This is a genomic window from Vibrio sp. ECSMB14106 (assembly GCF_000972265.1).
GTDB lineage: Bacteria > Pseudomonadota > Gammaproteobacteria > Enterobacterales > Vibrionaceae > Vibrio > Vibrio kanaloae.
Genome location: NZ_LAUM01000004.1, coordinates 243,464 through 269,935 on the forward strand (window position 1 = coordinate 243,464; position 26,472 = coordinate 269,935).

19 protein-coding genes are annotated in these 26,472 nt (G+C 43.8%); 7 read left to right on the top strand and 12 right to left on the bottom strand.

Annotated features, from left to right (window positions below; translation table 11 throughout):
* Positions 1-328: 328 nt before the first annotated feature.
* Entirely contained in the window at positions 329-3,976 is a 3,648-nt protein-coding gene (pulA, locus tag WR49_RS04490; RefSeq protein WP_156155660.1) for a pullulanase-type alpha-1,6-glucosidase, read from the top strand.
* Positions 3,977-4,543: 567 nt separating this feature from the next.
* Here pulA and WR49_RS04495 read toward each other — a convergent pair.
* Together WR49_RS04495 and lamB are read right to left on the bottom strand one after the other, a co-directional pair.
* Positions 4,544-5,371, bottom strand: coding sequence for a MalM family protein (locus WR49_RS04495; RefSeq protein ID WP_017057852.1), 828 nt, complete (start codon positions 5,369-5,371; stop codon positions 4,544-4,546).
* A gap of 165 nt (positions 5,372-5,536) precedes the next feature.
* Complete coding sequence (gene lamB, locus WR49_RS04500) at positions 5,537-6,745, bottom strand: maltoporin LamB (protein WP_017057851.1); 1,209 nt, start codon at positions 6,743-6,745, stop codon at positions 5,537-5,539.
* A 437-nt stretch (positions 6,746-7,182) separates the two neighbouring features.
* Between lamB and glgX the strand changes: the two genes are divergently transcribed.
* From glgX to WR49_RS04515, 3 genes are all read left to right on the top strand, one after another.
* Entirely contained in the window at positions 7,183-9,156 is a 1,974-nt protein-coding gene (glgX, locus tag WR49_RS04505) for a glycogen debranching protein GlgX (protein WP_046223214.1), read from the top strand.
* A 228-nt stretch (positions 9,157-9,384) separates the two neighbouring features.
* Positions 9,385-11,127 (top strand): sensor domain-containing diguanylate cyclase, encoded by a 1,743-nt coding sequence (locus tag WR49_RS04510; protein WP_046223215.1) that lies wholly within the window; start codon positions 9,385-9,387, stop codon positions 11,125-11,127.
* Between the two features lie 145 nt (positions 11,128-11,272).
* A complete protein-coding gene (locus WR49_RS04515; RefSeq protein WP_046223216.1) occupies positions 11,273-11,995 on the top strand; it encodes a tRNA (adenine(22)-N(1))-methyltransferase in 723 nt (240 codons plus the stop codon).
* Positions 11,996-12,105: 110 nt separating this feature from the next.
* Here WR49_RS04515 and WR49_RS04520 read toward each other — a convergent pair whose 3' ends face one another.
* Positions 12,106-13,050, bottom strand: a complete 945-nt coding sequence (locus WR49_RS04520) for an acyltransferase (protein WP_052715019.1) — start codon at positions 13,048-13,050, stop codon at positions 12,106-12,108.
* A gap of 327 nt (positions 13,051-13,377) precedes the next feature.
* On the opposite strand from WR49_RS04520, the gene WR49_RS04525 reads away from it, so the two are divergent.
* Both WR49_RS04525 and WR49_RS04530 read left to right on the top strand, forming a co-directional pair.
* The gene (locus tag WR49_RS04525) at positions 13,378-14,181 is read left to right on the top strand and encodes a ferredoxin--NADP reductase (protein ID WP_046223217.1); all 804 of its coding nucleotides are present in this window, start codon (positions 13,378-13,380) and stop codon (positions 14,179-14,181) included.
* 327 nt (positions 14,182-14,508) lie between these two features.
* Complete coding sequence (locus WR49_RS04530; protein WP_046223218.1) at positions 14,509-15,501, top strand: 2-hydroxyacid dehydrogenase; 993 nt, start codon at positions 14,509-14,511, stop codon at positions 15,499-15,501.
* A gap of 102 nt (positions 15,502-15,603) precedes the next feature.
* Here WR49_RS04530 and WR49_RS04535 read toward each other — a convergent pair whose 3' ends face one another.
* From WR49_RS04535 to ltnD, 8 genes are all read right to left on the bottom strand, one after another.
* The gene (locus WR49_RS04535; protein WP_046223219.1) at positions 15,604-16,476 is read right to left on the bottom strand and encodes a patatin-like phospholipase family protein; all 873 of its coding nucleotides are present in this window, start codon (positions 16,474-16,476) and stop codon (positions 15,604-15,606) included.
* A gap of 216 nt (positions 16,477-16,692) precedes the next feature.
* A complete protein-coding gene (locus tag WR49_RS04540; RefSeq protein ID WP_046223220.1) occupies positions 16,693-18,144 on the bottom strand; it encodes a catalase in 1,452 nt (483 codons plus the stop codon).
* A gap of 199 nt (positions 18,145-18,343) precedes the next feature.
* Complete coding sequence (locus tag WR49_RS04545) at positions 18,344-19,513, bottom strand: glycerate kinase (protein WP_046223221.1); 1,170 nt, start codon at positions 19,511-19,513, stop codon at positions 18,344-18,346.
* Positions 19,514-19,626: 113 nt separating this feature from the next.
* Positions 19,627-21,081, bottom strand: coding sequence for a GntP family permease (locus tag WR49_RS04550; protein WP_046223222.1), 1,455 nt, complete (start codon positions 21,079-21,081; stop codon positions 19,627-19,629).
* 167 nt (positions 21,082-21,248) lie between these two features.
* Complete coding sequence (otnI, locus tag WR49_RS04555; RefSeq protein ID WP_046223223.1) at positions 21,249-22,025, bottom strand: 2-oxo-tetronate isomerase; 777 nt, start codon at positions 22,023-22,025, stop codon at positions 21,249-21,251.
* Positions 22,025-22,690, bottom strand: coding sequence for a 3-oxo-tetronate 4-phosphate decarboxylase (gene otnC / locus WR49_RS04560; protein ID WP_372257019.1), 666 nt, complete (start codon positions 22,688-22,690; stop codon positions 22,025-22,027). Before otnC ends, otnI begins: the two co-directional genes overlap by 1 nt.
* Positions 22,691-22,701: 11 nt before the next feature.
* Positions 22,702-23,958 (bottom strand): 3-oxo-tetronate kinase, encoded by a 1,257-nt coding sequence (gene otnK / locus WR49_RS04565; RefSeq protein ID WP_046223224.1) that lies wholly within the window; start codon positions 23,956-23,958, stop codon positions 22,702-22,704.
* Positions 23,959-23,960: 2 nt separating this feature from the next.
* Entirely contained in the window at positions 23,961-24,875 is a 915-nt protein-coding gene (gene ltnD / locus WR49_RS04570) for an L-threonate dehydrogenase (RefSeq protein WP_046223225.1), read from the bottom strand.
* A gap of 281 nt (positions 24,876-25,156) precedes the next feature.
* Between ltnD and WR49_RS04575 the strand changes: the two genes are divergently transcribed.
* Positions 25,157-25,912 (top strand): DeoR/GlpR family DNA-binding transcription regulator, encoded by a 756-nt coding sequence (locus tag WR49_RS04575; RefSeq protein ID WP_046223226.1) that lies wholly within the window; start codon positions 25,157-25,159, stop codon positions 25,910-25,912.
* Between the two features lie 102 nt (positions 25,913-26,014).
* Here the strand turns inward: WR49_RS04575 and WR49_RS04580 are convergent, their stop codons facing one another.
* On the bottom strand, positions 26,015-26,353 hold the full coding sequence (locus tag WR49_RS04580; RefSeq protein WP_046223227.1) for a hypothetical protein: 339 nt from the start codon (positions 26,351-26,353) through the stop codon (positions 26,015-26,017).
* Positions 26,354-26,472 lie beyond the last annotated feature (119 nt).

Sequence of the window (26,472 nt, forward strand, 5' to 3'; positions counted from 1 at the left end):
TAAAAAATAAGCACTTAACATAGTGATAATTACCTCACACAAAGAAGGATGAGTACTCCCCCTTATTGCCTACGCCTAGGTTCTACGCCCTTGATAATATACTTCTTTTTTATGTGTTATCGACCCAATAAAATTTGAAATACCCGACGCAAATTGTGATTTGCTCACTAAGTTTCTTATATTTACCCGTTGAAAATAACTTTATATATAGCGGTCACAAATAGCTGACCATAACAAACACTACGATATCCAACTAATTAAAAGTGACATATGGATATCAAACGTGAACATGAACAATAGAACTATAAATCTCAATAACACGGTCAATATTTTGAATAAAAGACGTTTCAAACGATCTACCTTGGCCAAAGCGATTTTACCTCTCTTCACTGCTACTTTAATCGCGGGATGTGGCAGTGATAATAATAGCGACAACGGTACGGACGCAGCCAGCAGTGGCTTATACAAAGCTGGCGAAAACGAAGTCGTTGTTTACTACAAACGTGATATCGCGGCCGCAAGTGCGTCTCACTCGACCTACGACGGTTGGGGTCTTCATCTTTGGAATGGCGAAGGTTGTACTAGCACAGACTTAATCGGCATGGGGTTAAGCGAAACCGGAACCAACTGGGAAGCACCTTATGAATTTGACGGTATCAGCGATACCTACGGTGCCTACTACATATTGAAAGTTGACCCAGATGCCTCTGACCCACACAAATGCATGAACTTCATCTTGCACAATGGTGATGAAAAAGCATTTGGCAGTGCGAACTCGAAGGTCGAGTTAACTAAGCTTGGCGATTCACAAGGTGTATTCGGTTTCCATGGCAGCAGCGAGTTGTACTACGACCCGATCTCGGAACAACCAGTCAATATTGATGGTCAAAAAGCACACTGGCTAGATGCAACCACGATTGGTTGGGAAGCGGCAAGTAATACTGATTCTGTAAAACTCTTCTATGCGTTAGACAACAGCATCACAATGAACGATGACAAAGAGATTGTCGGCGGAACTGCAATTGAACTAAGCAAAGACGGAGATCTATCTTCTGAATTAAAAGAACGTTTCCGCCACCTTGCAAGTTTACCGGCCCTTGCTATTGACGTTGACGACAATACTTTACGTACCATCTTAAAATCTCAGATAATTCTTGTTGCCTACAACGCTAATGGCGATGTTATCTCTTCAACTGAGGTTCAAAAAGCTGGTGTACTTGATGCGGTATTTGCTAGTGAAGATGCTGGTAATGCGATGAGTGAAGAACTAGGCGCGATTGTTGAAGGCAGTGCAGCGACCTTCAAGCTTTGGGCACCAACCGCGCAAGATGTTGAGCTCGTCCTATACAGCGAAGATCTGCAAAGTTCACAAGTGCTCCAAATGACGGAAAACACTGAGACGGGTATTTGGGCGACTGACGCAGTGTCTAATGCAGTCAACAGTTACTATCGTTACCAAGTGAAGGTGTACCATCCAACCACAGGCAACATCGAGACTCGCCTTGTAACCGACCCATACTCTCTCAGTTTGTCGAAGAACTCTGCATACTCTCAAGTGATTGACCTGAATGATTCAACCTTGAAACCAGTGAACTGGGACCACTACCAACGACCAACCGTAGAGAAAGACGAAGACCACGTACTTTACGAATCACACCTACGTGACTTTAGCTTCAGCGATAAGCTCGGCACAGCTAGCCTAAATGGCAAGTACCTCGCTCTTACAGAAGCCGATCGTGAGTCGGTCAAGCACCTACAAACTCTGAAAGATGCGGGTTTAACCACGCTGCATATCTTACCGGCATTTGATATTGCTACCGTCGATGAAGATGCCGCGAGCCGTGTCGATATTACTGACACCGTTGGTAAGCTATGTGGTGTAAAACCTGCTGCCGCTTTGTGTGGTAACGAAGATGAAAACAAAACCATTAAAGATGTACTCGATGGCTATGACCCTTCAACGGGTGACGCACAAGCATTAATGAATGACCTTCGTATGCTTGATAGCTTCAACTGGGGATACGACCCATTCCATTACACGGTTCCTGAGGGAAGTTACGCGACCAACCCTAACGGTGCACAGCGTATTCTCGAATTCCGTCAAATGGTCAAAGCCACGCACGACATGGATCTTAAGCTGATCATGGACGTGGTATACAACCACACCAATGCGTCTGGTGTGAACGATAAGTCGGTACTGGATAAGATTGTCCCTGGGTACTATCACCGTCTTAACGTCAACACAGGTGGCGTGGAAAACTCGACCTGTTGTGACAACACCGCGACCGAAAACCTAATGATGGGTAAATTGATGGTCGACTCACTCAAGGTATGGGCTGACGATTATAAAGTAGATGGTTTCCGTTTTGACTTAATGGCTCACCAACCAAAAGACGTAATGGTAGAGGCATTGGAAGAAGTGCGTAAGATCGATCCGAATACCTTGTTCTATGGAGAAGGTTGGGACTTTGGTGAAGTAGCAAACAATGCCCGCTTCGACCAAGCAAACCAAATCAACATGGCAGGCACAGAGATCGGCACGTTCTCAGACCGTTTGCGTGACGCCGTACGTGGTGGTAGCCCGTTCGATGGTGGCATCGACTCTGAGGGCAACCACCCACTTCGCTTTAACCAAGGCTTTGGTAACGCAGCTATTGCCAATGAAGAAACCAAAGTTGATCAAGATTCGATCAATGGTCGTTTACATAACCAAGATCTTGTTCGTTTAGGGATGGCAGGTAACCTCGCAGAATACGTGCTGATTGATTACAAAGGCGATACCAAACTGGGTAAAAACGTTGACTATAACGGTGCACCTGCTGGTTACACCAAGGTGCCGTCAGAGAACATCTCTTACGTTTCAAAACACGATAACCAAACGCTTTGGGATAACAACGCCTACAAAATCGCTGCAGGTACGAGCTCTGCAAACCGCGCGCGTATGCAGTCTGTATCGCTCTCCACTGTGATGTTGGGCCAAGGCATACCATTCATCCACATGGGTTCTGAACTACTTCGTTCTAAGTCTATGCAGCGTGACTCTTACGATTCTGGTGACTGGTACAACCGCGTCATGTTCGATGGTACTGACAACAACTGGAACGTCGGCTTGCCACGTGAAGACAAAGATAGTGCTAACTGGGATCTGATCAAAACTATCATTGCTGACAGTACGGCTAAACCAGACGCAGACGACATTGACCTGACTAAACAGCAATTCCTAGAGCTATTAAAAATTCGTAGCTCAAGCGAACTGTTCCGCTTAGACACAGCTGACGAAGTTATGAAGCGTGTCGACTTCCGTAACGTTGGCGAAGATCAAGTCGAAGGCCTGATTGTCATGTCGATCGATGATGGTGTGTCTGCGGGCGACGATCTCGACCCTGCAAATGATGCGATTGTGGCAGTTGTAAACTCAACTAATGAATCTCAATCATTCAAAATCACAGGAGCAACCGGCTTTACACTTCATGACGTTCAACAAAACTCGGCTGACGACACAGTGAAAGGTGCAAGCTTTGCCGCTCAAACCTTCACCGTACCTGCATTAACCACCGCTGTATTTGTGCAAGCTCAAGGTGACGCACAAGGTGTTGGCTTGCCAGTTGATAACTCAGGCAAAGATGTGTCTAGCATTCCACCATACGGTCAAACAACCGTGTATGTTCGTGGTGACATGAATGGATGGGGCACATCTGATGATTGGGCGATGAGCTTTGTGGCTAATGGGGTTTATTCTGTAACGGGTACTTTGGAAGCGGGAGACTATGGTTTCAAGTTTGCGGATGCAGATTGGAAAACACCTAACTTTGGTTGTGATTCTGTTGAACTTTCTGATGGTTCAATCAACCTAGGTACTGACGGTAACTGTCAATTGAGCGTAGCGGAGAGTGGTGATTACACGTTCACCTTGAATGCGACGCACGAGCTAGATGACAATGGAGATAAGGCCGTGGTTTCAGTCATCAAGAATTAAGCCTAAAAGCTTAGAATCTAATAAACAGATAATAAACCAGCGAAAGCTAGCCTTTGGGGAGACGTCAGTCTCCCTTTTTTATCCTCAACAAATACCAATCCAAATGCACCACACAATGGTCTTTGCCTATCATAGATAAATACTCAGAGTTAAGTGATAAACGAGCCTTCTTAGTTCTTAGTTCTTAGTTCTTAGTTCTTAGTTCTTAGTTCTTAGTAGAAAGGATGGCGGCTTCGGAGTGAACTTTTAGTTTAACTGAGGGGACATCATGAATATAATTTAAGATCAATAATTAGAGTAGCTATTAGTCTATAGAGTTCGTATCTAGTTACTCAAGATGAGTGAAAGAGGTGAAAGTAATTTTCGTCACCACCTATTGACTCAGAGCTATGAATAACTGCTAACTTGCACTTATATTGATTATTTATAATTATGCGTAAGCCAGTGGTCACTTTAATTTCAATAATTAGGTGAATATATACTTGTTCATTTATCTCAAACAATAAAAAAGGCTCCCTACTAGGAGCCCTTCTCTTTTATATCAATCAGTATTTACGAACTATTCGACTACTTTTTATTTACGGCTTTGACAAACACTTCTTGTGCACCTTCAATACCAAGTGCTTTTGCTTCATCTAATAAGCTTAGAGCTTTTGGAATATTGTCTGCGTCGACTGCCGTTTGAATCGCGTTGTGGTAGTAAGTTTGCGTTTCTGGTTGAACCGTTTCAACCTTGGCTGCTGCCGCTGGATTAGCATTAGAATCACTGCTAGAACCAATTGAGAAGAAGCTCGCTTTATCGATTGTAACTTCTATCTTACCCACGTTCGCATTTGGAATCGGGATATCTTTCACTTCAGGTAAATAATTACCACGGCCTTCCGCATCTAAGCGAGCCGGATGAATCACATCGGTAAAACCATCCAAATCGTTTTGATCTGTATAGATTACTAAGTAAACCGATTCAGCCGTTGTTGGCGGGTAAAAATCATTTTCAGCAACCAAACGGTTCCCCAAGTGTAATCTTGGTTTTGCGTACTCAAAGCTCTCTTTTCCATAATGCTCTAACTCACGACCGTTCTTGTCATAGATGACAGCATTAGGAACAAATGCGGTGTCACCAATTATACTAGTGATGTTAATAGAGTACTCACCGCGATTTGCAGGCAGTTCAATCGCGACTACAGGGCTGTTTATTCCTTGATAGTTTAATACTTGGCTATCGGGTGTCACATCGAAAATAGCTGAACTTGGCAGCTTCATCGGAGCAAATTGAAGACCAGCAATAGAGTTAACTTGTTCAGCTTGTGCCACTTGCACTTGCTCGACAACTTGCGCAGATTGACAACCGGCCAACGCAACACAGCCACTCAACATTAGAGCTTTAAAATACATAACCCTTCCTTCTTGTTATTTTTTTAAGAAATTTACTCACTTTAATTACCACAAAGAGAACTATTCACCTAGGGAACGATCAACTTAATCGTACATTCCTTAAAAAAATAGCCGACGCGAGCCGGCTATGAATTAGGACAGTTTAGGATTTTTTACACTAAGTGTTTACCACCAAGCTTCAACTTGGATACCAACAACGAAATCGTTGTCTGCACCTTGACCAGTCACAACACCGTTTGCATCTTTAACCTCACCGAATGAATCACCTTCTAGATCCATCAAGTAGCTACCGTATACACGGATTTCAGGACGAGCCCAGAAGCTATCACCCATTGCCCATGCTTGAGCAACAGTAAATTTAGCGCCACCAAAGTCAACGTCATCTACTTCACCAGCGTTATAGCCCGCTTCGAAGATAGTACGCATTGTGTCGTTCCACTTATACATTGGACGAGCCACGATAGAGTATTGGCTTGAATCATGCTTATCAACACCTAAGTCAGAACCTGCTAGGTATGCAAGTTGGTGACCCATTTCCCAAGATTCGCCTAGATTCATTACACCCCAGTTCAGAATACGGTAACCAAAACCATCATCTTGCTCACCAGAGCGATCATAGTACGCACCTGAACCCCAGAAGTTAGCCATTTGAACACCGTAACCAGCAGTACCTAGCTGAACAACAGTTTGGTTAAAGCCATTGCTCATATTTTGATGGATAATACCTGTAGCTAGAAGGCCATCATCGCCATCGTATTTACCATTCTTGTTTTCAGTACCGAAGTTGTAAACAACACCAAGCTCTAAACTAGCATCTTCCCATAGACCGATATTAGCCAAGCGAGCATCAGCCATGTATCCAGCGCCATTCTCATCTTCGCCGTCTTGGATAATCGCTAAAGAAAGTTTTTGGTTACCAACCGAGATATTTTCAATACCGCCACCAGTACCTGATGTATTTAGGAAGTAGAAGTCAGTGATGTGGATATCTTTACGTTGGTAGTATGTTTTACCAGCCCAAAGCGTCGCTTCTTCATCAAAAGATAGAACGCCTTTTGCTTTAACAGCGAACTGAGCGACGTTAAAGTCGCCGTCTTCCCAACCATTTGCGCCATCAGCACCAGAAGCAATCATCGACTCAACTCGCCAAGTTTGCTCACCAGTTTTTAGTTCTTCAGCTAAGCCAAACTCAGAATAGTTGTCGCTTTCATTACCTAGACGGCCAATACCGTTCTTCATGAATGCAACATCACCACCATCATTACCACTAATACCTGTACCAGCACGCATGTAACCATTAAAATCCACAGCGAACGCAGAGCCAGCAGCTAATGTAGTTGCCACTGCAGCAGCAATTAAACTTACTTTTTTCATTCTTAACTCCATTAAGGACGATTTATTTTAGGTTTTTATATTTTTGCTCTCTTGCGGCAACCAAAGGCAGTAATGGCGGACGTAAGATAGAGAGGTTTAGGGTTTCCCCTGATTCGTTTCAACGGAGTTTATATTAAGAGGGGATGACAAGTTTTACTTCCTCCGCCCTGAACTAAATTAAGGGGGATGAGAAGGGAGTAGAAATTATACAGAATGGTGTTTACAGGAGTTAGATCACTTAATTTAGGAGGAGTAGACAGCACACAGATCTAATTATTCATATTAAATGAGATCTAGTTCAAATATATAATTTGAACTTCATCGATTAATTATTTTTTTAACAATAATTATTATTATGTGAAGTTGCTTGACCTTATTGTGACAAAGCTTTTTACTTATAGTTCACTGATGTCGATAAACGAACAAGAAATCAAGCAATGACTAGAACGCTCGCTCGCCCTTATCCACTAGGCGCAACGCTAGGTAACACTGGCTGCAACTTCTCAATTTATTCTCCTGACTGTAAATCACTTTCCCTCGCACTCTTTGACGAGAACGATGAGTTCACCACTTATAAGTTGGAAAATGAATACGCTGATATTCGATATGTGTTTATCGACGGAATAAAAGCAGGACAAAAATACGGCTTCATTGCTGAAACTGAAAATGGTCCAATCTTACTTTCAGATCCTTACGCTAAAGCAATCAGCGAACCGCTCGATTACGCCACACCGTATACCAATGAAAAAAGCTTTTCGATGGCGAAATGTGTTGTTATTGATGACACTTTCGACTGGCAAGATGTAGACAAGCCGCGTATTAGTCGAGAAGAGACCGTTCTTTTCGAAACCCATGTAAAAGGCCTATCTAAGCTTCACCCTGAAGTCGCGACACATACTAAAGGCCGTTACTTAGGGTTAGTTAGCCCTGAAATGCTCGCGTTCTACAAACAGCAAAATATCAACTCGCTACAACTTTTACCTATTGCGGCGTGTATGCATGAACCACACCTATTAGATATGGATAAGGTGAACTATTGGGGTTACAACCCTTATTTGTTTATGGTGCCAGACCCTCGCTACGCAGAAAAAGACGCAGTCTCTGAACTTAAGACTACGATTCGTGAGCTGCACCGAAATGGCATCGAAGTTATTCTAGACGTTGTATACAACCACACGGCTGAAGGCGGTGAAGGCGGTGCCACCTTCAACTTAAAAGCGCTAGATAGCCGCTACTACATCAAACATGGCTGCCATTATGCGAACTTCACTGGTTGTGGCAATACGGTTGACCTCACTCACCAACCAGCCTTGAACTTAGTGATGGATACGCTTCGTTACTGGGTTAATGAATTCCAAGTCGACGGCTTCCGTTTTGATTTGGCAGCAACACTAGGACGCGAAGGTGACAACTACAACCCAGAGGCTGCTTTCTTCAAAGCTGTCGCTCAAGATCCGTTACTCAAAGAAACCAAATTAATCGCAGAACCGTGGGATATCGGCCCCAATGGCTACCAAGTTGGTAATTTTCCGATGGGTTGGAATGAGTGCAACGACAAGCTCAGAGACATCACACGCAGCTTCTGGCGGGGTGACCAAGGTTACTTAAAAGAGTTTGCAACGCGCTTGATGGGGTCGCGTGACATCTACAGTGCAGCGCATTGGCCACACAGATTAACGGTCAACTACATCACTTACCATGATGGCTTCACCATGCAAGATCTTGTCTCTTACAAGCATAAGCACAATGAAGAAAATGGTGAGAATAACCGTGATGGACACGGTGACAATCGCTCTGAAAACTATGGTGTAGAGGGTGAAACCGAAAACCTCTTAGTCATTGCGACGCGTGAAAAGCAGAAACGAAACTTCATGGCGAGCTTGCTGTTTGCCTTTGGGATTCCCCATATTTTAACAGCGGACGTGTTATCTCATACTCAAAAGGGTAACAACAACGCCTACTGTCAAGACGGTGTGACAAGTTGGCTAAATTGGGAAGACTCGGAGCGCAAGACATACTTCAAGACTTGGCTATCGGAAATGATCTCCGCTCGTCAACAATACATGGTGCCATTTATTAAGGCATTCAGTGGCGAGAAACGTAACTCTAACCGTATCTTCTGGAGCCGTGTTGATGGCACTTTAATGGGACATGATGATTGGAACCGTTTAAGCTCAGTGGCATTGCATCTAGGTATTGGTAAAGATGGAGACGAATTGATTTATCTAATCAACCAAACCAATGCTCCAGCTCGTTTTTCATTACCTAACGACCGTAAACAAAGCTGGGCCACTATCTGTGATACCAACTTACGAAACGTCAAACTCGGTCATGCAGAAGGTGAAATGCTACTCTCTCCAACTTCAATGGCTATTTTGCACTATTCGCCAAACAAGACGAATCCAGCTTAGTAAAATATCGAAAACCTAAAAAGCCAGTCATATTGATCACTGGCTTTTTAGGTTGAATATCACAAAACCCTTTTATTTATATGGAATCATTTGCATTGATGTGATTTTGAAAACTGTTTAGTATGGCCGTACTATAAAAATGAATCTATAACGTCTTTGGATATCATGGCTTTACCTAAAACACTTATTCGGCTTTTCAAACCATACATACTCTTGTTAACTGGAGGCATGTTTTACCTTGCAGTCATTCAATTGGAAAAAGTTGAGAAAACTGCAGCTAATCAATCATCATCAAATATTCGAATTGCCAACTCCATCATTCGCTCCAACATCGAAGCGATGTTTGGCAAGCTCTACCTCCTAGAAGCCAGCTTAACCTTACCTAAAGTTACTAGCACTGATGACAAACAATTTCGAGAACTCAGTGACAATATTCTAAAAAGCACGCCAAATTTCTCCGATATCATTCGATATCGACCTCAATCTCAGCGTTATATTTCCACTCGAGGCCTTCCTCTTTCGAATGAACGAATCGCAGCGATACAGTGGCGTTCAATAGACAGTGTCGTTGAGGAGCTTTACCTCTCTTCGGTTTATCAAAAGGCTGATGGTCGTTGGGTTTTCGCTGTCAAACACACAGTGGAAAGATTGAATGAAGAAATATGGATTGAGTTTGACCTATTGCACACCACACAAGAGTTGAGTGATCTTAAAACACTAAACAACGGCTATGTATTCATTGTCGATCGAGCAACTGAAAGGTTGGTATTCCATCCCGATCCTAAACGCATTGGTTCCAAGTCTATCAGCTACCATGCGGGAATAAGCCACCAGCTTTCACAAGGCGAAACCAACGGTCAGAGTGAATACTACTATCAAGACAGCTTCAAGATATCGGAATTTGATGCGAACAACCGCTTAAATTGGGTGTTCATTGCTAGCACTGATCGCCGCGATATTCTCACCAGCTCTCATCAGTTTACGCTGACAGGCATCGTACTTGGCTCACTGCTTCTATTATGGATTGGAGCCCACTATCTCACTTATCAACTAAACATTTCACTTTCACGACTCAACAAGGTTGATGAGCTAGCTAGCTTCAAGCGTGAAACAAAATCCATATTTGATAGCTTTACGCACCACAAAGGCATCCAATTCTGTCTGTATCAGCCTGAGAATCACTCATTCAGTACCATCGACTATCACGGAAACAAATCAACAGTACATTGTGATAATGCCCTCCCCGAACATTTTGCACCAGACACCATAGCTTACAGGTCTGGAAAATACGCAGACCCATTGGCGTGTAAACTAAAAATACACCAACGCCATTACTGCATTCCTCTGTACTCTCGTAAACAATTGATCGCGGTGATCTACGTAAACGTTAGCTTACCAATCAGCCAGTGCATTCTGAGAATGATCAGAGATTACGCAGAGGTCTCGTTATCTAACTTGCTACTTCAGCATCAACTGAACAGCAAAGACTTGATGACACAGCTAGACAACAGAAGCAGTTTCAACATTGCGATCGAGAGCTATGCAAGCGAGCCCGGTACTTATGTTGCTCTGCTTGATATCGACAACTTTGACCACGTAAACCGAGCTTACGGTGAAGCAGTTGGCGACAAGATGATCAAGCTGACGGCAGAAGCAATACACTCTTATTTTCCTATGCCAAAAGGGCTTTGTCTTGCTCGTATAGGAGGGAAAGAATTCGCCATATTGTTCCAAGCTAATGACGCCAAGGACGCGAAACTCCAGTTAGAACAATGTCGAATTGGCGTCGCAGAGAAAGCCATTGTGACACCAGACATCACATTATCACTAGGAGTCAGTATCGGATTTTCACAGATAGAAGGAGAACGAGATTCTGCTTTGGCACTTGCGGAACAAGCGAAACTAATTGCGAAACAACTTGGTAAGAATCGAGTGGAAGGCCATATCAAGGCTGTCGCCAAAGCCTCATAGGTATATCGTATCGAACCGATTCATACGATACTGACAACACTAAAGCACCTAGGGTTCATACCCTAGGTGCTTTTGTTTTTGTATAAAGTCATTACAATGCGCTTTCGATACAACAACGCCTATCACTTTCTAACGACACGAACTTATGAAGCTCAGCAACCGACTACAAACTCTCCGCTCTCTTGTCAGTAATGACTACCAACACATTTGGGATTGTTGCTGTGATCATGGCTTCTTGGGTGTTCAATTGTTGTCGGATAACAAAGCCCCTCAGATTCACTTTGTCGATATTGTCCCGTCTCTAATGAGTGAGCTGGAAGGTACACTTACGCGTTACTTTCCTCAAGATAACAACGTTGAGCAACATAAGCAAAGTCAATGGAAAGTCTATTGTTTAGATGTCGCAGCTATTCCACTGGATAGTCACACTGGCAGACACTTGGTCATCATAGCGGGTGTAGGTGGCGATCTGACTCAAAAACTAGTCGATGATATTCACCGTCAACACCCAGACAAAGCGATCGATTTCTTGCTGTGCCCTGTGCATCAACAATTTGAGCTAAGAAGCCATTTAAAAACACTCAAGTTCAGTTTGATTGACGAAGTATTAATTGAAGAGAACCGCCGTTACTACGAGATTTTATTGGTCAGCAATAACCAAGGTGAAGCTGAAAAGAACCGAGCAGTGAGCGAAATATCAAACGTGGGTGACAAGATCTGGACACCCAGTTGTGAAACTCAGGTGAAAGTATCTCAGCAATATAAAGCCAAAACATTGCAGCACTACCTACGCATCCATCAAGGCCAAGAGAAGCAAGGTAAGCCTAGCCAAGTGAAGCACATCATCGATGCTTACCATGCGATTTAACTGTAGTAAGCACTAACTTTATCGCTTACCTCTGATAGAGCCTGATCAATAAAAAAGCCGATAGTTCAATGAACGATCGGCTTTTTTGATGCTATCGATTTGGTTTGAGCTTACTGCTCTTGTTGCTTATAAACCGCATCAGGTCCATCCACCGTTTCAACCTCACGGGGCATATCACCCTCATAAATTGTATCAAGATAGGCGTCTTTCTCTTTCCACGCGTTGTTCAACCAACTGTGAAAGCGACGTTTAAACGCTTTATCTTCAAAGTAATTACCGTTTACGTTCTCATCCATTGGGTGCAGTTTAATACGCACTACCACCTTGGTCATTTTGCCTTTCAGCATATCTTCAAACGGAGAGATTTGGTTTTCTGGGTAAGCCAACGTGACATCCACGATACCATCTAAGATTGGGCCCATTGCCGAAAGAGCAAACGCCACACCACCGGTTTTCGGTTTGAGTAGGTGTCGGTACGGTGTTTTCGCTGTCGCCAATTTATCTTGGTTAGCACGCGTTCCTTCCACAAAGTTAACCAATGTTGTAGGCGCTAGCTTGAACTTAGTACATGCCTTGTTAATCGCATCGAAATCATCATTACGACGCTCAGGGTTACGCAGCAAAAACTCGCGTGAGTGACGTCGCATGAATGGCATATCCAAGCCCCAGCAGGCCAAACCGACAAATGGCACGTACAGAAGTTCATGCTTAAGGAAAAACTTCGCCATCGGCATTTTGTCTTTCAAGATAGAAGACAAAATTACAATGTCCGCCCAGCTAAGATGATTCGACATCATCAAGTACCACTGCTTGGTCGAAATATCTTCCCCACCTTCCACTTGCCACTCGATGTCATTATTCACGTTCAGCATCCAAAGGTTGAGCGAAGCCCAGCACCAAAATGTAAAATTCGCTAAACGAGTACATGACTTTTGAACAAAAGAGATTGGAAGAATCAGTTTAATGAGGCCAAAGAAACTCACAGTAAACGCAGTCATTGCGGTATTAATGGTCACGAACAATACGTTCAAGACCATACGAAGATTATCAAGCATAAAACACAGCTATATTGAGATCGAAAGCCGCCATTATACGCATCTGCAAATTATTCTCTGTAGTTATTAATGCAAACTTCAGGGGTCAAACCACTCCACAAGCTTGGTAAGAGATCACTTTAAATCCGCGTTAACAACCTATCAAAAGACCATTTCGAGTCATATAGACTAACCCAATCATCAGTCTTTGTGACATGAATAAAACTAACATCAATCACAAATCTACAATTGATAAGCATTCTCACTATGGCATGACACATGCAACGCCAAAAAGTAAGATAGTTGAGTATCCTTAATGAGGTAGCTTATCTAAATAAAGGTGATGATATGACAGATATTCCCCATGGTTTGGTAACTGGTAAAGTCTTACACAAGACAGAATGGACAGATCAACTGTTCTCACTCCAAGTCAGTGCTCCCGTCTCACCCTATCAGGCGGGCCAATTCACAAAGCTTGGCTTACTTAACAGTGAAGGTGAGTTCGTCAGACGTGCGTACTCAATGGTGAATGCGCCAGAGCATGAGCAAGGGTACCAACATCTTGAGTTTTTAATTATTAAGGATCAGAGCGGTCAGCTCTCTCCTCAGCTTCACGAATTGAAGGTCGGCGATGACATCTTTGTCGGCAAAGACCCAAGCGGTTTTATGACATTAGATGAGATCCCAGAGATCGCCGACGATCTATGGATGCTTTCAACCGGAACTGCAGTGGGCCCATTTATTTCAATGCTTGAAAGCATGCAAATACAGCAACAGCATGGATCTAATTCAAAAAAAGCTACCTCGTTCAAAAACCTGATACTGGTTCACGCGGTAAGAACAAAACAAGACCTAACTTACCAAGATCGTATCGCTCAACTCGTTAATCACTTTCAGGGGAAACTAAAATATGTGCCAATTATTTCTAGAGAATCCGTCACCGGGACTTTGCGCGGACGAATACCAAGCTTGTTACTTAGAGGCGACCTTGAGCAAACCGCGTCTGTCGCTTTCAATCAAACCCACAGCTTCTTCTACCTTTGCGGCAATCCGCAAATGGTTCGCGACACAAGTGAAGCGTTAATCAGCTTAGGGTTCGATAAGCACTTACGCAGAAAGCCCGGCCAATTCAGTAGTGAGAACTACTGGTAAACATTGGGCCTCCACCAGTTACATAAAAGCACAAAAACATAAAAGCGCAGAAGCACAAGCTTCAAAGGACAGTTAGAACTAGAGAAGAGGTTCAACCCGCGAAAGTAAGATTCATTCATATTGATGAACTTATGAGCAAGCGACTTCGTAATGTGATTTTCGATGTTCAGAAGTGATGATAAAAGCCAAATAACCATAGTAGTTACAATAACTAATGTTGATAGACAAGGTTATAAAACTCTAGCACACTGAACAGAGTTGTTAGCTTTAACCCCACATCAAATCAAAATAGTTGGGGTATTCATTTTTTAGGTAAGAGAGGAAGCCATGATTAACATTGCTTTTTTTAGCTCAAAGTCATACGACGAAAAATCATTCAATCTTGCGAAAGGTGAACTCAACGCTGAGTTTCATTTCCATGATTTTCGCCTCACATCAACCACAGCGAAAATGGCGCACGACAACGAGGTCGTTTGTGCATTTGTAAACGACGACCTATCGCGAGACGTGTTAAAGGTTCTTGCACAAGGCGGGACTAGGCTGATTGCGATGCGCTGTGCGGGCTTTGATAAAGTCGACCTAGACGCGGCCAAAGAGTTTGGTCTACAAGTGGTTCGCGTTCCTGCTTATTCACCAGAATCGGTAGCAGAACACACGGTTGGCATGATGATGTGCTTGAACCGTAAACTACACAAGGCATACCAACGTACTCGTGATGCGAACTTCTCTCTTGAGGGTTTGGTTGGCTTCAACTTCCACGGTAAAACGGTCGGAGTAATTGGTTCGGGTAAGATTGGCCTGGCGACCATGCGAATTCTGAAAGGTTTAGGCATGAACATTCTATGCTACGACCCATATCCAAACCCGTTAGCTGTTGAGTTAGGCGCTAAATACGTTGAACTCGACGAGCTTTACCAAGAGTCTGATGTGATTTCTCTACACTGCCCTATGAGCAAAGAGAATTACCATCTATTAGACGCGACTGCATTTGAGAAGATGAAAGATGGCGTGATGATCGTCAACACCAGTCGTGGTGAGTTACTTGATTCAACAGCTGCAATTGAAGCGCTCAAACAGAGCAAGATTGGTGCGCTTGGCCTAGATGTGTACGACAACGAGAAAGAGCTGTTCTTCCAAGACAAGTCTAACGATGTGATTGTCGATGACGTGTTCCGTCGCCTGTCTGCTTGTCATAACGTGCTGTTCACCGGTCACCAAGCCTTCTTGACTAAAGATGCTCTGTTCAACATTGCTAATACAACGCTAACCAGCGTCGATGCTTTCTTTGCAGGCAACACCAGTGGCAACGAACTGGTTTAATAACAGACCGAGTTAAAACAGACTCGTTTCTAAAATATGAAGCCACGCTAATTCTTGATGAACAGCGTGGCTTTTTGGTTGATACCATTATCAGGAACAGAACTAGACACAAAAGTGACAATCCTCGGTATCCAAACCATAAATGCCTTTGCGAATCGCCAGATGCTCTGCGCCAGCCTTTATACCCATCTCATAACCTGCATTCAAAATGGTTTGATCCATCGTTAAACGCTTAACTGCGAACGCTTCAGGCGGCGCAATCACCTTAATGATCGCATCCTTTGGTGGATGACGAATAAAGTCGAGGGACTGATTATAATTATCGGCACGAACCGCCATCGACTCAGCGATGTTCGGGTATTTCTTCAGCATCTTTTTCAGCATCCACTGGTATTTCTGCGGCTTCATTCTGTAGCTTAATGGGTGAGACAGAATCACGGTAATATCACGAGCACCACGACGATAGGCTTCACGAACTGGAATCGAATCGGCGACCCCACCATCGGTATAGCAACCACCTGAGAAACAAGGTGTTTCACGGTAAGCAATTGGTAATGCGGTTGTCGCTTCAACCACATTTGAGAGGTTTTCTGGCTTAATGTGGTAGTAATCTGCACTGCCCGTATCAACATTAGTCACAGCGGCAATCAATGGGATACTTGAAAACATCTCACCACAATCAAGTGGATAGCGTTGGTTTGATTCATTCCATAGCCACTTCACGTCCACCAGGTTGCCACCTTTGGCAAAGCGAGCGGGGTTGAAGAAGGTTTTGTCGGTCGCCATCGTGGTGATCACGTTATAGCTGCGTTTTGGTGCTTGAGATAAGTAACCAACCAGATTGGACACACCCGCAGATACGCCAATGGCAAAATCATAAGGACGGAAATCGTCTTCCATAAAGGCGTCCAACACTCCGGCAGCGAAGATGCCTCTCATAGCCCCACCTTCAACGATTAATGCGCTTTTACTCATCTCAAACTCTACTATTTTATAAACTGATAACGCTAGGATAATCCTGTCCATCTTATAAAGATAATGGGATAAATTTATCAATTCGATAGGTACAAACTATCAATATAAATAGTTCGATTTTTCAACATTCTAGGGGGTTTGATGAACAGCGAGATCAAAAAAGGCCATTGAGTGAGCCACTCAACAGCCTTTCATTTAACTAATCAAACTTATTGATTATGACTTAAATTCACTGACATCTATTTCAAGCAATTTACCAATCCCCTCACCGTATGCAGGGTCGGCTTTGTAACAGTGTCTTAGGTGGCGTAGTTGAATCTCTTTCGGCACACCGCCTAGGTTACGAGCTGTATTATCAAACAGAATCGCTTGTTTTTCTGGGGTCATTAGACGGAACAAGTCACCCGGTTGCGAGAAGTAATCTTCATCTTCGCGGTGATCCCAGTGCGCTGCTGCTCCATCAAGGTTCAGAGCTGGCTCAGCGAAATCAGGTTGCTCTGCCCATTGGCCTTCGTTATTTGGCTCATAACCTAGTGTGCTACCAAAGTTACCATCAACACGCATTGCACCATCACGGTGGTAGCTGTGTACTGGGCAGCGAGGTGCGTTCACTGGAATATGCTGATGGTTAACACCCAAACGATAACGCTGCGCATCACCGTAAGCGAACAAACGACCTTGTAGCATCTTGTCTGGTGAGAAGCTAATCCCCGGAACCACGTTTGCAGGGTTGAATGCAGACTGTTCTACTTCAGCGAAGAAGTTTTGCGGGTTACGGTTCAATTCAAACTCACCCACTTCAATTAATGGGTAATCTGCGTGTGGCCAGATTTTAGTAAGGTCGAACGGGTTGTAAGGCACTTTCGCCGCATCCGCTTCTGGCATCACTTGTACTTTCAGTGTCCATTTAGGGAAGTCTTGATTATCGATGCTGTCTAGCAAATCACGTTGGTGGCTTTCGCGATCGTCACCGATCACTTGTGCCGCTTCTGCATCAGACAGGTTTTTAATACCTTGCTGAGATTTGAAGTGGAATTTCACCCAAAAACGCTCGTTGTCTGCGTTAATAAAGCTGAACGTGTGGCTACCAAAACCATGCATATTACGGTAAGTAGCAGGAATACCACGGTCACTCATTACGATGGTGATTTGGTGTAGAGCTTCCGGCAGAGAGGTCCAGAAATCCCAGTTGTTCTTCGCGCTGCGCATGTTGGTGCGCGGGTCACGTTTAACCGCGTGGTTTAAGTCTGGGAACTTAAGAGGATCACGAAGAAAGAATACTGGCGTGTTGTTACCCACCATATCCCAGTTGCCTTCTTCAGTATAAAACTTCAATGCAAAGCCGCGGATATCACGCTCAGCATCAGCGGCACCACGCTCACCCGCAACTGTTGTAAAACGTGCAAACAGGTCGGTCTGTTTACCTATTTCAGAAAACAGTTTTGCCTTGGTGTATTTGGTAATGTCGTGCGTAACAGTAAATGTACCGTAAGCACCTGAGCCTTTCGCATGCATACGACGCTCAGGAATCACTTCACGATCAAAGTGAGCCAATTTCTCCAAAAACCAAACATCTTGAAGAAGTTGTGGACCACGTTTACCCGCAGTTTGAACATGCTGGTTATGAGCAACGGGGCAGCCTGCCGCTGTAGTTAGTTTTTTACTCATGATCTATTCCTTAGAGTTAAAGATGCAATCGTCTTACCACATCTTAGATTTGAGTGGGTTTCCCAATTAAAAACCACTAAATTACTATCAAAAAAGAATAAACCTGAGTTGGAATAAAATATAATCGTTTATATATATCGCTACTATTTATAAAACCTATCGAACTAAAATATTAAGTAAGAGCTTGTTTAACATACATTTATTCAACAATCTCCTGGCCTAATTTTAATGTTGCAGCAATATTTCTCGCGGTTCGTGTTAGGTTAATATCCGCTTCTTGCAATACCTGATTGAGAAGTTGAGGGGAACGTACTGTGCCGAACAGGCTGCTCATTTCACCGTAAAGTGCTTCAACTTCGGAGCCTAAAGAACCTGCAATTCCGATCGTTGGAATACCTTGTAAGCTCGCACGTTTAGCAATGCCATAAGGTGTTTTTCCTTGCAGGGTTTGGTTGTCCATTTGCCCTTCACCTGTAATCACAAGGTCTGCGCCCTTCAATACTTCGTCGGCTTGTAAAACATCGAGTACCATCTCGATACCGGGCTTCATCTGCATATCAAATAACAAACCAAGCCCCATAGGCGCACCACCAGCTGCACCATAACCTGTACGCTTGTTAACGGGTTCATCGCCACCAACACAACCTTGCGATTCAGCAATTTGTGCAAAATTCGCTATCGCTGTATCAAGCAGTAAGACTTGGTCAGGCGTCGCTCCTTTTTGTGGGCCGAAGATATAGCTAGCACCATTCTCACCACACAGTGGATTATCAACATCGCATGCCACAATCAACTCGACATCAGCGCAGCGCGAATCTAGGCCTGTAAGATCTATTGATGCTAGCTTTGAGAGTGCAACACCACCTCGGTTAAGTTCATGTCCTTTACCATCTAACAAACGACCACCTAGAGCTTGAACAATACCCGCACCACCATCATTAGTCGCACTGCCACCCAATCCAAGAATAATCATTTGAGCGTCCTGCTCTATCGCTTCTAAAATCAATTGCCCAGTGCCGAATGAAGAGGCTAGTAAAGGATCACGCTGATCTGGAGTCAGTAAATCCAAGCCAGATGCGGCAGCAATTTCAATGAGTGCGGTTTTGTTGGGGTTGCTATCTGAAGCTTCAAGCATCGCCCATTCGGCATTAATCTGCTCACCCAATGGCCCCTCCACTTGATGCGTTCGTTTTTGCCCAGCCAAACCTTGCAGCAATACATCTACCGTACCTTCACCACCATCAGCCAAAGGTAAGGTCACATAATCAGCGTCTGGGAAGATTTCACGAAAGCCTTTTTCAATACACGCCGCCACCGATACCGCCGATAAAGATTCTTTAAACGAGTCTGGTGCAATAACAATTTTCATATTGATAAATCCAAAGGAATAGTAATTTTGATGAGTGCCCGATCCAAAAATGCCCCTATTGAAGATCAGCAAGCTAATCACTTAATAGGGGCAGTATATAAAGGTAAGTCGTATTAGTTAGTAACGGCTGTCTTTACTTGTGATTTCTCTTTGCTTTTTAGCCACACGAATACAGCACCTAGAACCGCTATTGGAATCAGTGGGTCGATCAACGTACCGCCTTTACCAAACACTAAGTTTAGAATCATGATGATGCTTGCACCAATCGCCCATGCGATAGTTGAAGACACAGACCAGATCTTAATTTGGTCAGCTAGTTCAGTAATACCTAACGTACGGTTGATGATGTGGAAGTATGAATCGTTCAAATGAGAGAAGCCAACCGGACCTACCGCACATGCAAGTGCTACGAATACTGGGTCTAGACCTAACGTTTCGACTAGAGGCAGTGTCATCGTTGCTGCAACCATCATAGAAGCTGTTGCTGAACCTTGGATTAGACGAAGCATTGAAGCAATTGCTAGTGGTACAAGTAGAGGTGGAATACCGCTGCTTGCGATAGCTTCGGCGACTTGAGGACCAGCACCTGATGCTTTAAGTACTGCACCCATTGCGCCACCACAGCCAGTTACCACAAGAATTAGACCTGTAGTAGACAGAGCATCATCCATAGAGCTAACCATGTCTTTGCGTTCAATATGACGAGTAAGACCGTATAGCGCCATCAGAACACCGATACCAACAGCAACCACTGGGTTACCAATCAACGAAATAACGTTGTGCATTGCAGTGTCACCTTGACCAACAAGCGTGTTGATTAGGATGAAGGCGATTGGCAGCAGAATTGGACCGAATGATAAAAAGTTACTTGGTAGCTCTCTGTCATCTGTTTCTTTTACTTTCTCAAGGTTTGCCCAATCAGCTTGGTTAGTAATCCATGTCTCTCCGTTTGGTACGCGGTAGAACTCGTTACCTACTCGGCGAATATAAATCATAGAAAGAAGCATCATAGGGATAGAAACCATCAAACCCCATAACATGTATTCACCTAGGTCTACACCCAGAATTCCAGCCACAGCAACTGGACCCGGTGTTGGTGGCACAAGTGCGTGAGTGATAAGCAAGCCAAGCGCTAGAGTTACACCAAGGCCAACCGCTGACTTACCCGTATCACGTGAAATTGCGCGAACAAGAGAATGCAAAATGATGTACGCAGAGTCACAGAAAACTGGGATAGCGACAAGCACCCCTGTAAAACCTAGTGCTAAGTCTTCACGACCTTTACCACACAGCTTTACAAACGTTTTTGCCATTCGAACAGCGGCTCCAGAGCGTTCGAAACACGCGCCCATGATAACGCCGAATGCAATAATTAACCCAATACCACCAAGCACGCCACCAAAGCCCGCTTTGATTGCATTAATAAGTTCTGTGGGTACCATCCCAGCAAACAGACCCATGATGATACTTGCGATAATCATCGCAAGCGCCACTGGAATTCTTGTTTTTATAATCATGCCCATCATGGCTAAAATGCCAATCACGATGCCTATCAGTGCTCCATCCATTGTGTATTCCTTTTTATGTCTATTTTTGTTGTGTAGGGGTTGCATACAAGAGACATGGGTGCGCCTCCTGCTGTACTTTCTATACAGCGGCTTATTATTCGGGCTGCTTTATTGTGTTATTACGTACTAAAGAATCAGTGCTAAAAGCTTATGCTTACTAACTGTTGCTATAAATAGGGCTTTAACCATCCCAAACCTTCTTCAGTCGAGGCTCTCGGGTTGTATTCACAGCCAATCCAGCCTTGGTAGCCTGAGTCATCCAAAACATCAAATAGATGTGAATAACTCAACTCACCTTCAGAAGGCTCATGCCTTTCAGGTACCGATGCGATTTGAATATGGCCAGTATAAGCAGCAACGTCACGAATCAATGTACTCAGATCACCATCCATGATCTGCGCGTGGTAAAGGTCTAGCTGCAGCTTTACGTTTGGACGCGCTACCAACTTAATGAGCTCAACAGCATTGCGTTGATGCGCCACAAAATAGTTAGGAACGTCACGGTTGTTAAGAGGTTCAATCATCAATTCGATACCATGCTCGGCAAATTTATCTGCGGCAAATCGAATGTTTGAAATGAAGGTTTCTACATGCTGCTGTCGAGTAAAGTTGTCATTCATCAAACCCGACATTGCATGAACTTTCTTGCAGTTCAGCACTTTAGCGTACATAAGTGCCGTATCAACGCTGGCTTTAAACTCATCTTCACGGCCAGGAATAGCAGCGAAGCCTCGTTCACCTGCGTCCCAATCACCAGGAGGCATATTGAACAACGCCTGTTCAAAACCAAATTTCTGCATTTTGTCTGCAAGCTCTTCGGCCTCAAATGCATAAGGGAATAGGTATTCAACTGCTTTGAAGCCCGCTTGGTGTGCCTTCTCAAAACGATCTATAAATGGTACTTCTGTGAATAACATCGTTAAGTTTGCTGCGAACTTAGCCATTATTTGCCTCTCCCTTTTAAATCCATCACTTCTTCGTCCGTTAGGTAACGGATATCATTCCCTTTCAATAAGAATGCTAATTTGGCGGTCTCTTCTAGCTCTTCAGCGTTATCAACGGCATCAACAAAGTCAGTGCCTGTTACTACTGGGCCGTGATTCGCCAACAAAAATGCTCGATAGTCTCCCGCTCGCTTTGCCAATTCTTCAGCGATTTGTGGGTCACCAGGCCGTAAGTAAGGAATCACTGGTAACTCACCAATTCGCATCACGAAATACGGTGTGAAAGCCTTAATCGCGTTGTTACGATCCAACCCTTCAAGACACGACAGTGCGGTAAGATAGGTAGAGTGCAGATGAACAATCGCATTGCATACAGGATTGTTACGGTAAATAGCTAAGTGGAATTCGGCCTCTTTCGAAGGCTTTTTACCTGAAATATGGTTACCATCGATATCAACAACCGACAACTCCTCAGCCACAAGACGACCAAATGAAGAACCTGTTGGTGTTGCTAGAAAATGCCCATTTGGCAATTTGATAGATAGGTTACCTGCGCCACCTGTCGCGTAACCTCGTTCGAACATTGAACGAGCGAGCGTGACCATTTGTTCACGCAACTGCTGCTCGCTCAAAAGTGGCTGTACATTCATTAAATTATTACCCATCGAATCACCACCTATAGAAAAAATGACTGTGCTTTAGCAAAGAAGTTTTCGTCACCAAAATTGCCTGACTTAAGAGCCAGACAAAGTTCACCTTCAACCGATTTCACCCAAGGTACACCCGGTGTAATTTGAGGACCGATATGGAAACCTTTTACCCCTAAGCTTTGAGTTACGACACCAGAGGTTTCACCACCAGCAACGATGAAGTTTTTCACGCCATGTTGTTTTAGTTTGATAGCGAGTTGACTAAAAAACTGTTCAACGGCGTAGCTTGAAGTGTGTGCGCCGTATTCATCTTGAATTGCTTTAAGTTCGGCAGCATCTGCGGTTGCATAAACCAAAGGAGCAAATTCACCTTGGTTATTGGTCATCACCCAATCGAACACTTCATTGGCGTATTGATCATTGGTTAAGCAAGCCTTCACATCGATAACAAAGTGAGGAGCAAGCTGCTTGTATACCGCAACTTGTTGGTTAGTCATCACTGAACAAGAACCAGAGAACACTACGGTTGGTGCTTTGACTGGGCTACCTGCATGTTTTGCATCACTTTGGTCAGCAAGATGTTCTGTCCAATTTTTAGCGATACCAGCAGCTAAGCCTGAGCCACCTGTGATTAGTTTCAGAGATTTAGCTACTTGACCTAACGTCACCAAGTGCTCGGCATTAAATGCGTCTACCACAGCGTAGCGACTACCTTGAGCTTTGAGTTCGTTAAAACGAGCGGTAACCGCATCAGAGCCCTGTTCAATCGTTTGAAAGTTAACTAAACCGGAAACACCTCCTGATTGTGCGTCCATCATTCGAACCACACTTGAATCCGTCATTGGTGTAACAGGGTGATTACGCATACCTGAATCACTGAGCAACTCACCAAAAACAAACAAGTGACCGTTGTAAACCGTGCGACCATTTACTGGTAATGCAGGGCAAACCATAGTGAAAGATTCTCCAAGTTCAGCCAAAAGTGCATCTGTTACGGGACCGATGTTGCCCTCAGCAGTACTGTCGAACGTTGAGCAGTATTTAAAATAAAACTGTTGGCAACCTTGAGATTGAAGCCATTTAAGCGCAGCAATAGAATCAGTTACCGCTTCGTCAACTGGGCAAGAGCGAGATTTAAGGCTGATCACCACAGCATCTGCTGATGCGTCAAACTCTCCTGTAGGAATGCCATTTAATTGAACAGTGCGCATACCGTTTTCAACCAAGAAACCTGCAATGTCTGTTGCACCAGTGAAGTCGTCTGCAATTACACCTAATAACATGATTACTTCTCCACCTTTGACGTACTTACACCAGGAAGATCAATACCTTGGAAGACTTTAATCACAGCGCTGTCGTCTTCTTGACCAAAGCCTGCATTGCTCGCGCTAACGAACATATTTAGTGCAGCACTTGATAGTGGAAGTGGGAAATTCAGGTCTTGAGCGGTATCTGATACCAAGTTCAAATCCTTCACAAAGATATCAACCATAGATTTTGGAGAGTAATCACCATCGACTACGTGCTTCATGCGGTTCTCGAACATCCAAGAGTTGCCTGCTGCATTCGTCACAACGTCGTACATCAAATCAAGCGGAATGTTGGCGCGTGCGGCGAGTGCCATCGCTTCAGCGCCCGCAGCAATATGAACACCTGCTAGTAACTGGTGGATAATCTTAACGGTCGCACCAAGGCCAATGTCCTCACCGATGTTGTAGACTTTCGCGGCAGTTGCATCAAGTACCGGAGCCAGTGCTTCAAATGTGGTCGCCGCACCTGAAGCCATAATCGTCATTTCGCCTGCTTCTGCTTTTACTGCACCGCCGGACACTGGCGCATCCAGCATCACAAGCTCATATTCAGCAAGCTGAGCTTCGATTTGTTTCGCGTCTTCTGCTGAGATCGTAGCCGAGACCATAACTGGCGTGTTAGGTCTTAGTGCCGCCGCAAGACCAGTCTTAAACAGTACCGTGTTAACTTGAGCAGCATTCACAACTAATACCAAAACAGAATCAAGTTTGTCTGCAAACTCGACAGCATTCGTCGATACCGCTTTTGCACCAAACGAACCCAGCTCTTCTAATGCTTGTGCATTTAGGTCAAAACCATAGACATCAAGGCCAGCACGCACACATGATTTCGCTGCGCCCATTCCCATTGAACCTAAACCGATCACTCCGACAGATTGAACTTCACTCATAATATCAATGCCTTCTTGGTAATTTCGTAAATTTTAAGCTTGTTAATTCTTGTTTATGTTTGTGATTATATGTGAAGAAGATACCAATGACTTAGTGATAAGTCACATTTTTAACAAAATTTAACACAACCACTCAATTTAGACCTTTATAGGCAGCAAAAATTCACGTAAAAGGCGGATATCACACTTTAAAGCCCAAACAGGGAACATAAGTTCACAGATCTTCACAAACAAGGTAAAGGTTGTTAGGATGATGAAAAACAAGAACATAGAAGAAAACCATGATTCCAGCAGAGCGTCAGAGAACCATTTTGTCACTGTTATCACACCAAGAAGTGATTAGTATTTCTGAGTTAGTCGAACAGCTCGACGTGTCACACATGACCATTCGTCGAGACATAGTAAAGCTGGAAGCTTCTGGAAAAGTCGTTTCAGTATCTGGAGGGGTCCAATTAGCTCAAGCCTTGCATCGCGAGCTGTCTCATGATGCTAAAGTAGAACAACAAGCAAACGAAAAGGTCCAAATCGGTAAGCTTGCTGCCCAACTTATCGAAAAAGATGCCACTGTCTATTTAGATGCTGGAACGACCTCATTGGAAATCGCCCATCAGTTAACAACACGTGAAGATCTGTTAATCATCACCAATGACTTCTCAATCGCGGCTTATTTAATGAACCACTCACCATGCGAGATTTATCATACGGGTGGTAAAGTCGATCGAGAGAACCAATCGAGTGTTGGTGGGAAAGTCGCTGAGTTCTTGGCAGGGATGAATATTGATATTGCGTTTATTTCCTCTTCTTCTTGGAGTTTAAAAGGCTTATCGACACCAAACGAAAATAAAGTGTTGGTTAAAAAGGCCATTGTAAAAGCAGCACAAGCCAACTACCTAATATCTGACTCTACTAAGTATGGTCGAATTGCAACCTTTCACGCCTTAGACCTGGATACACTTGATGGTGTCATTACTGACAAAAACTTATCCACTAGTGTTATTGAAGAACTTGAAGAAAAAGGCATTCAAGCTATCTGTTAATGATAAGCAAATTTTCCAAATAGCATTCGTCGAGTCCCGATTATCAGTATTGAGAAAGCATCATCACGAGGGCCACCACTCTGTGAGCCCCCACCAAAACGCTTACAACCTCTTACTCCATTTCCCTTGGTGATCACGGTCACAGTTTTCCTGTGTATCGTAACTGACATGCTTATCGATATTCTTCAGTTGGATCCCAACCTGATTAAACGCCTTTTGGGTTGCCTCAGAAACACTCTGCTTGCCTTCGCCATTCAAAAAGTTAGTTCTATCCTGATTGGTATCGAATACGCAGATGATTTTTAAGCTTTGCGGGAAAGAGGAAAAGTTGACCACGTGCGTTACCCACAAAAAACCGTCATAGCTTTTCAACGTGTCTTCGCAAACGTCCGTTAGTACGTCTCTGATTTGATTCTCTAGTTTCTTATCTGATTTTCGCATGAAGCGAGATTCCTATTTAACACCTTAAAAAGTAAGGTTTTTCGGTCAATATTGTCTTAACCGACATTGGACACTGTGACTATTGCAAATGCAAAGTATTTATCAAATCAGATATATCG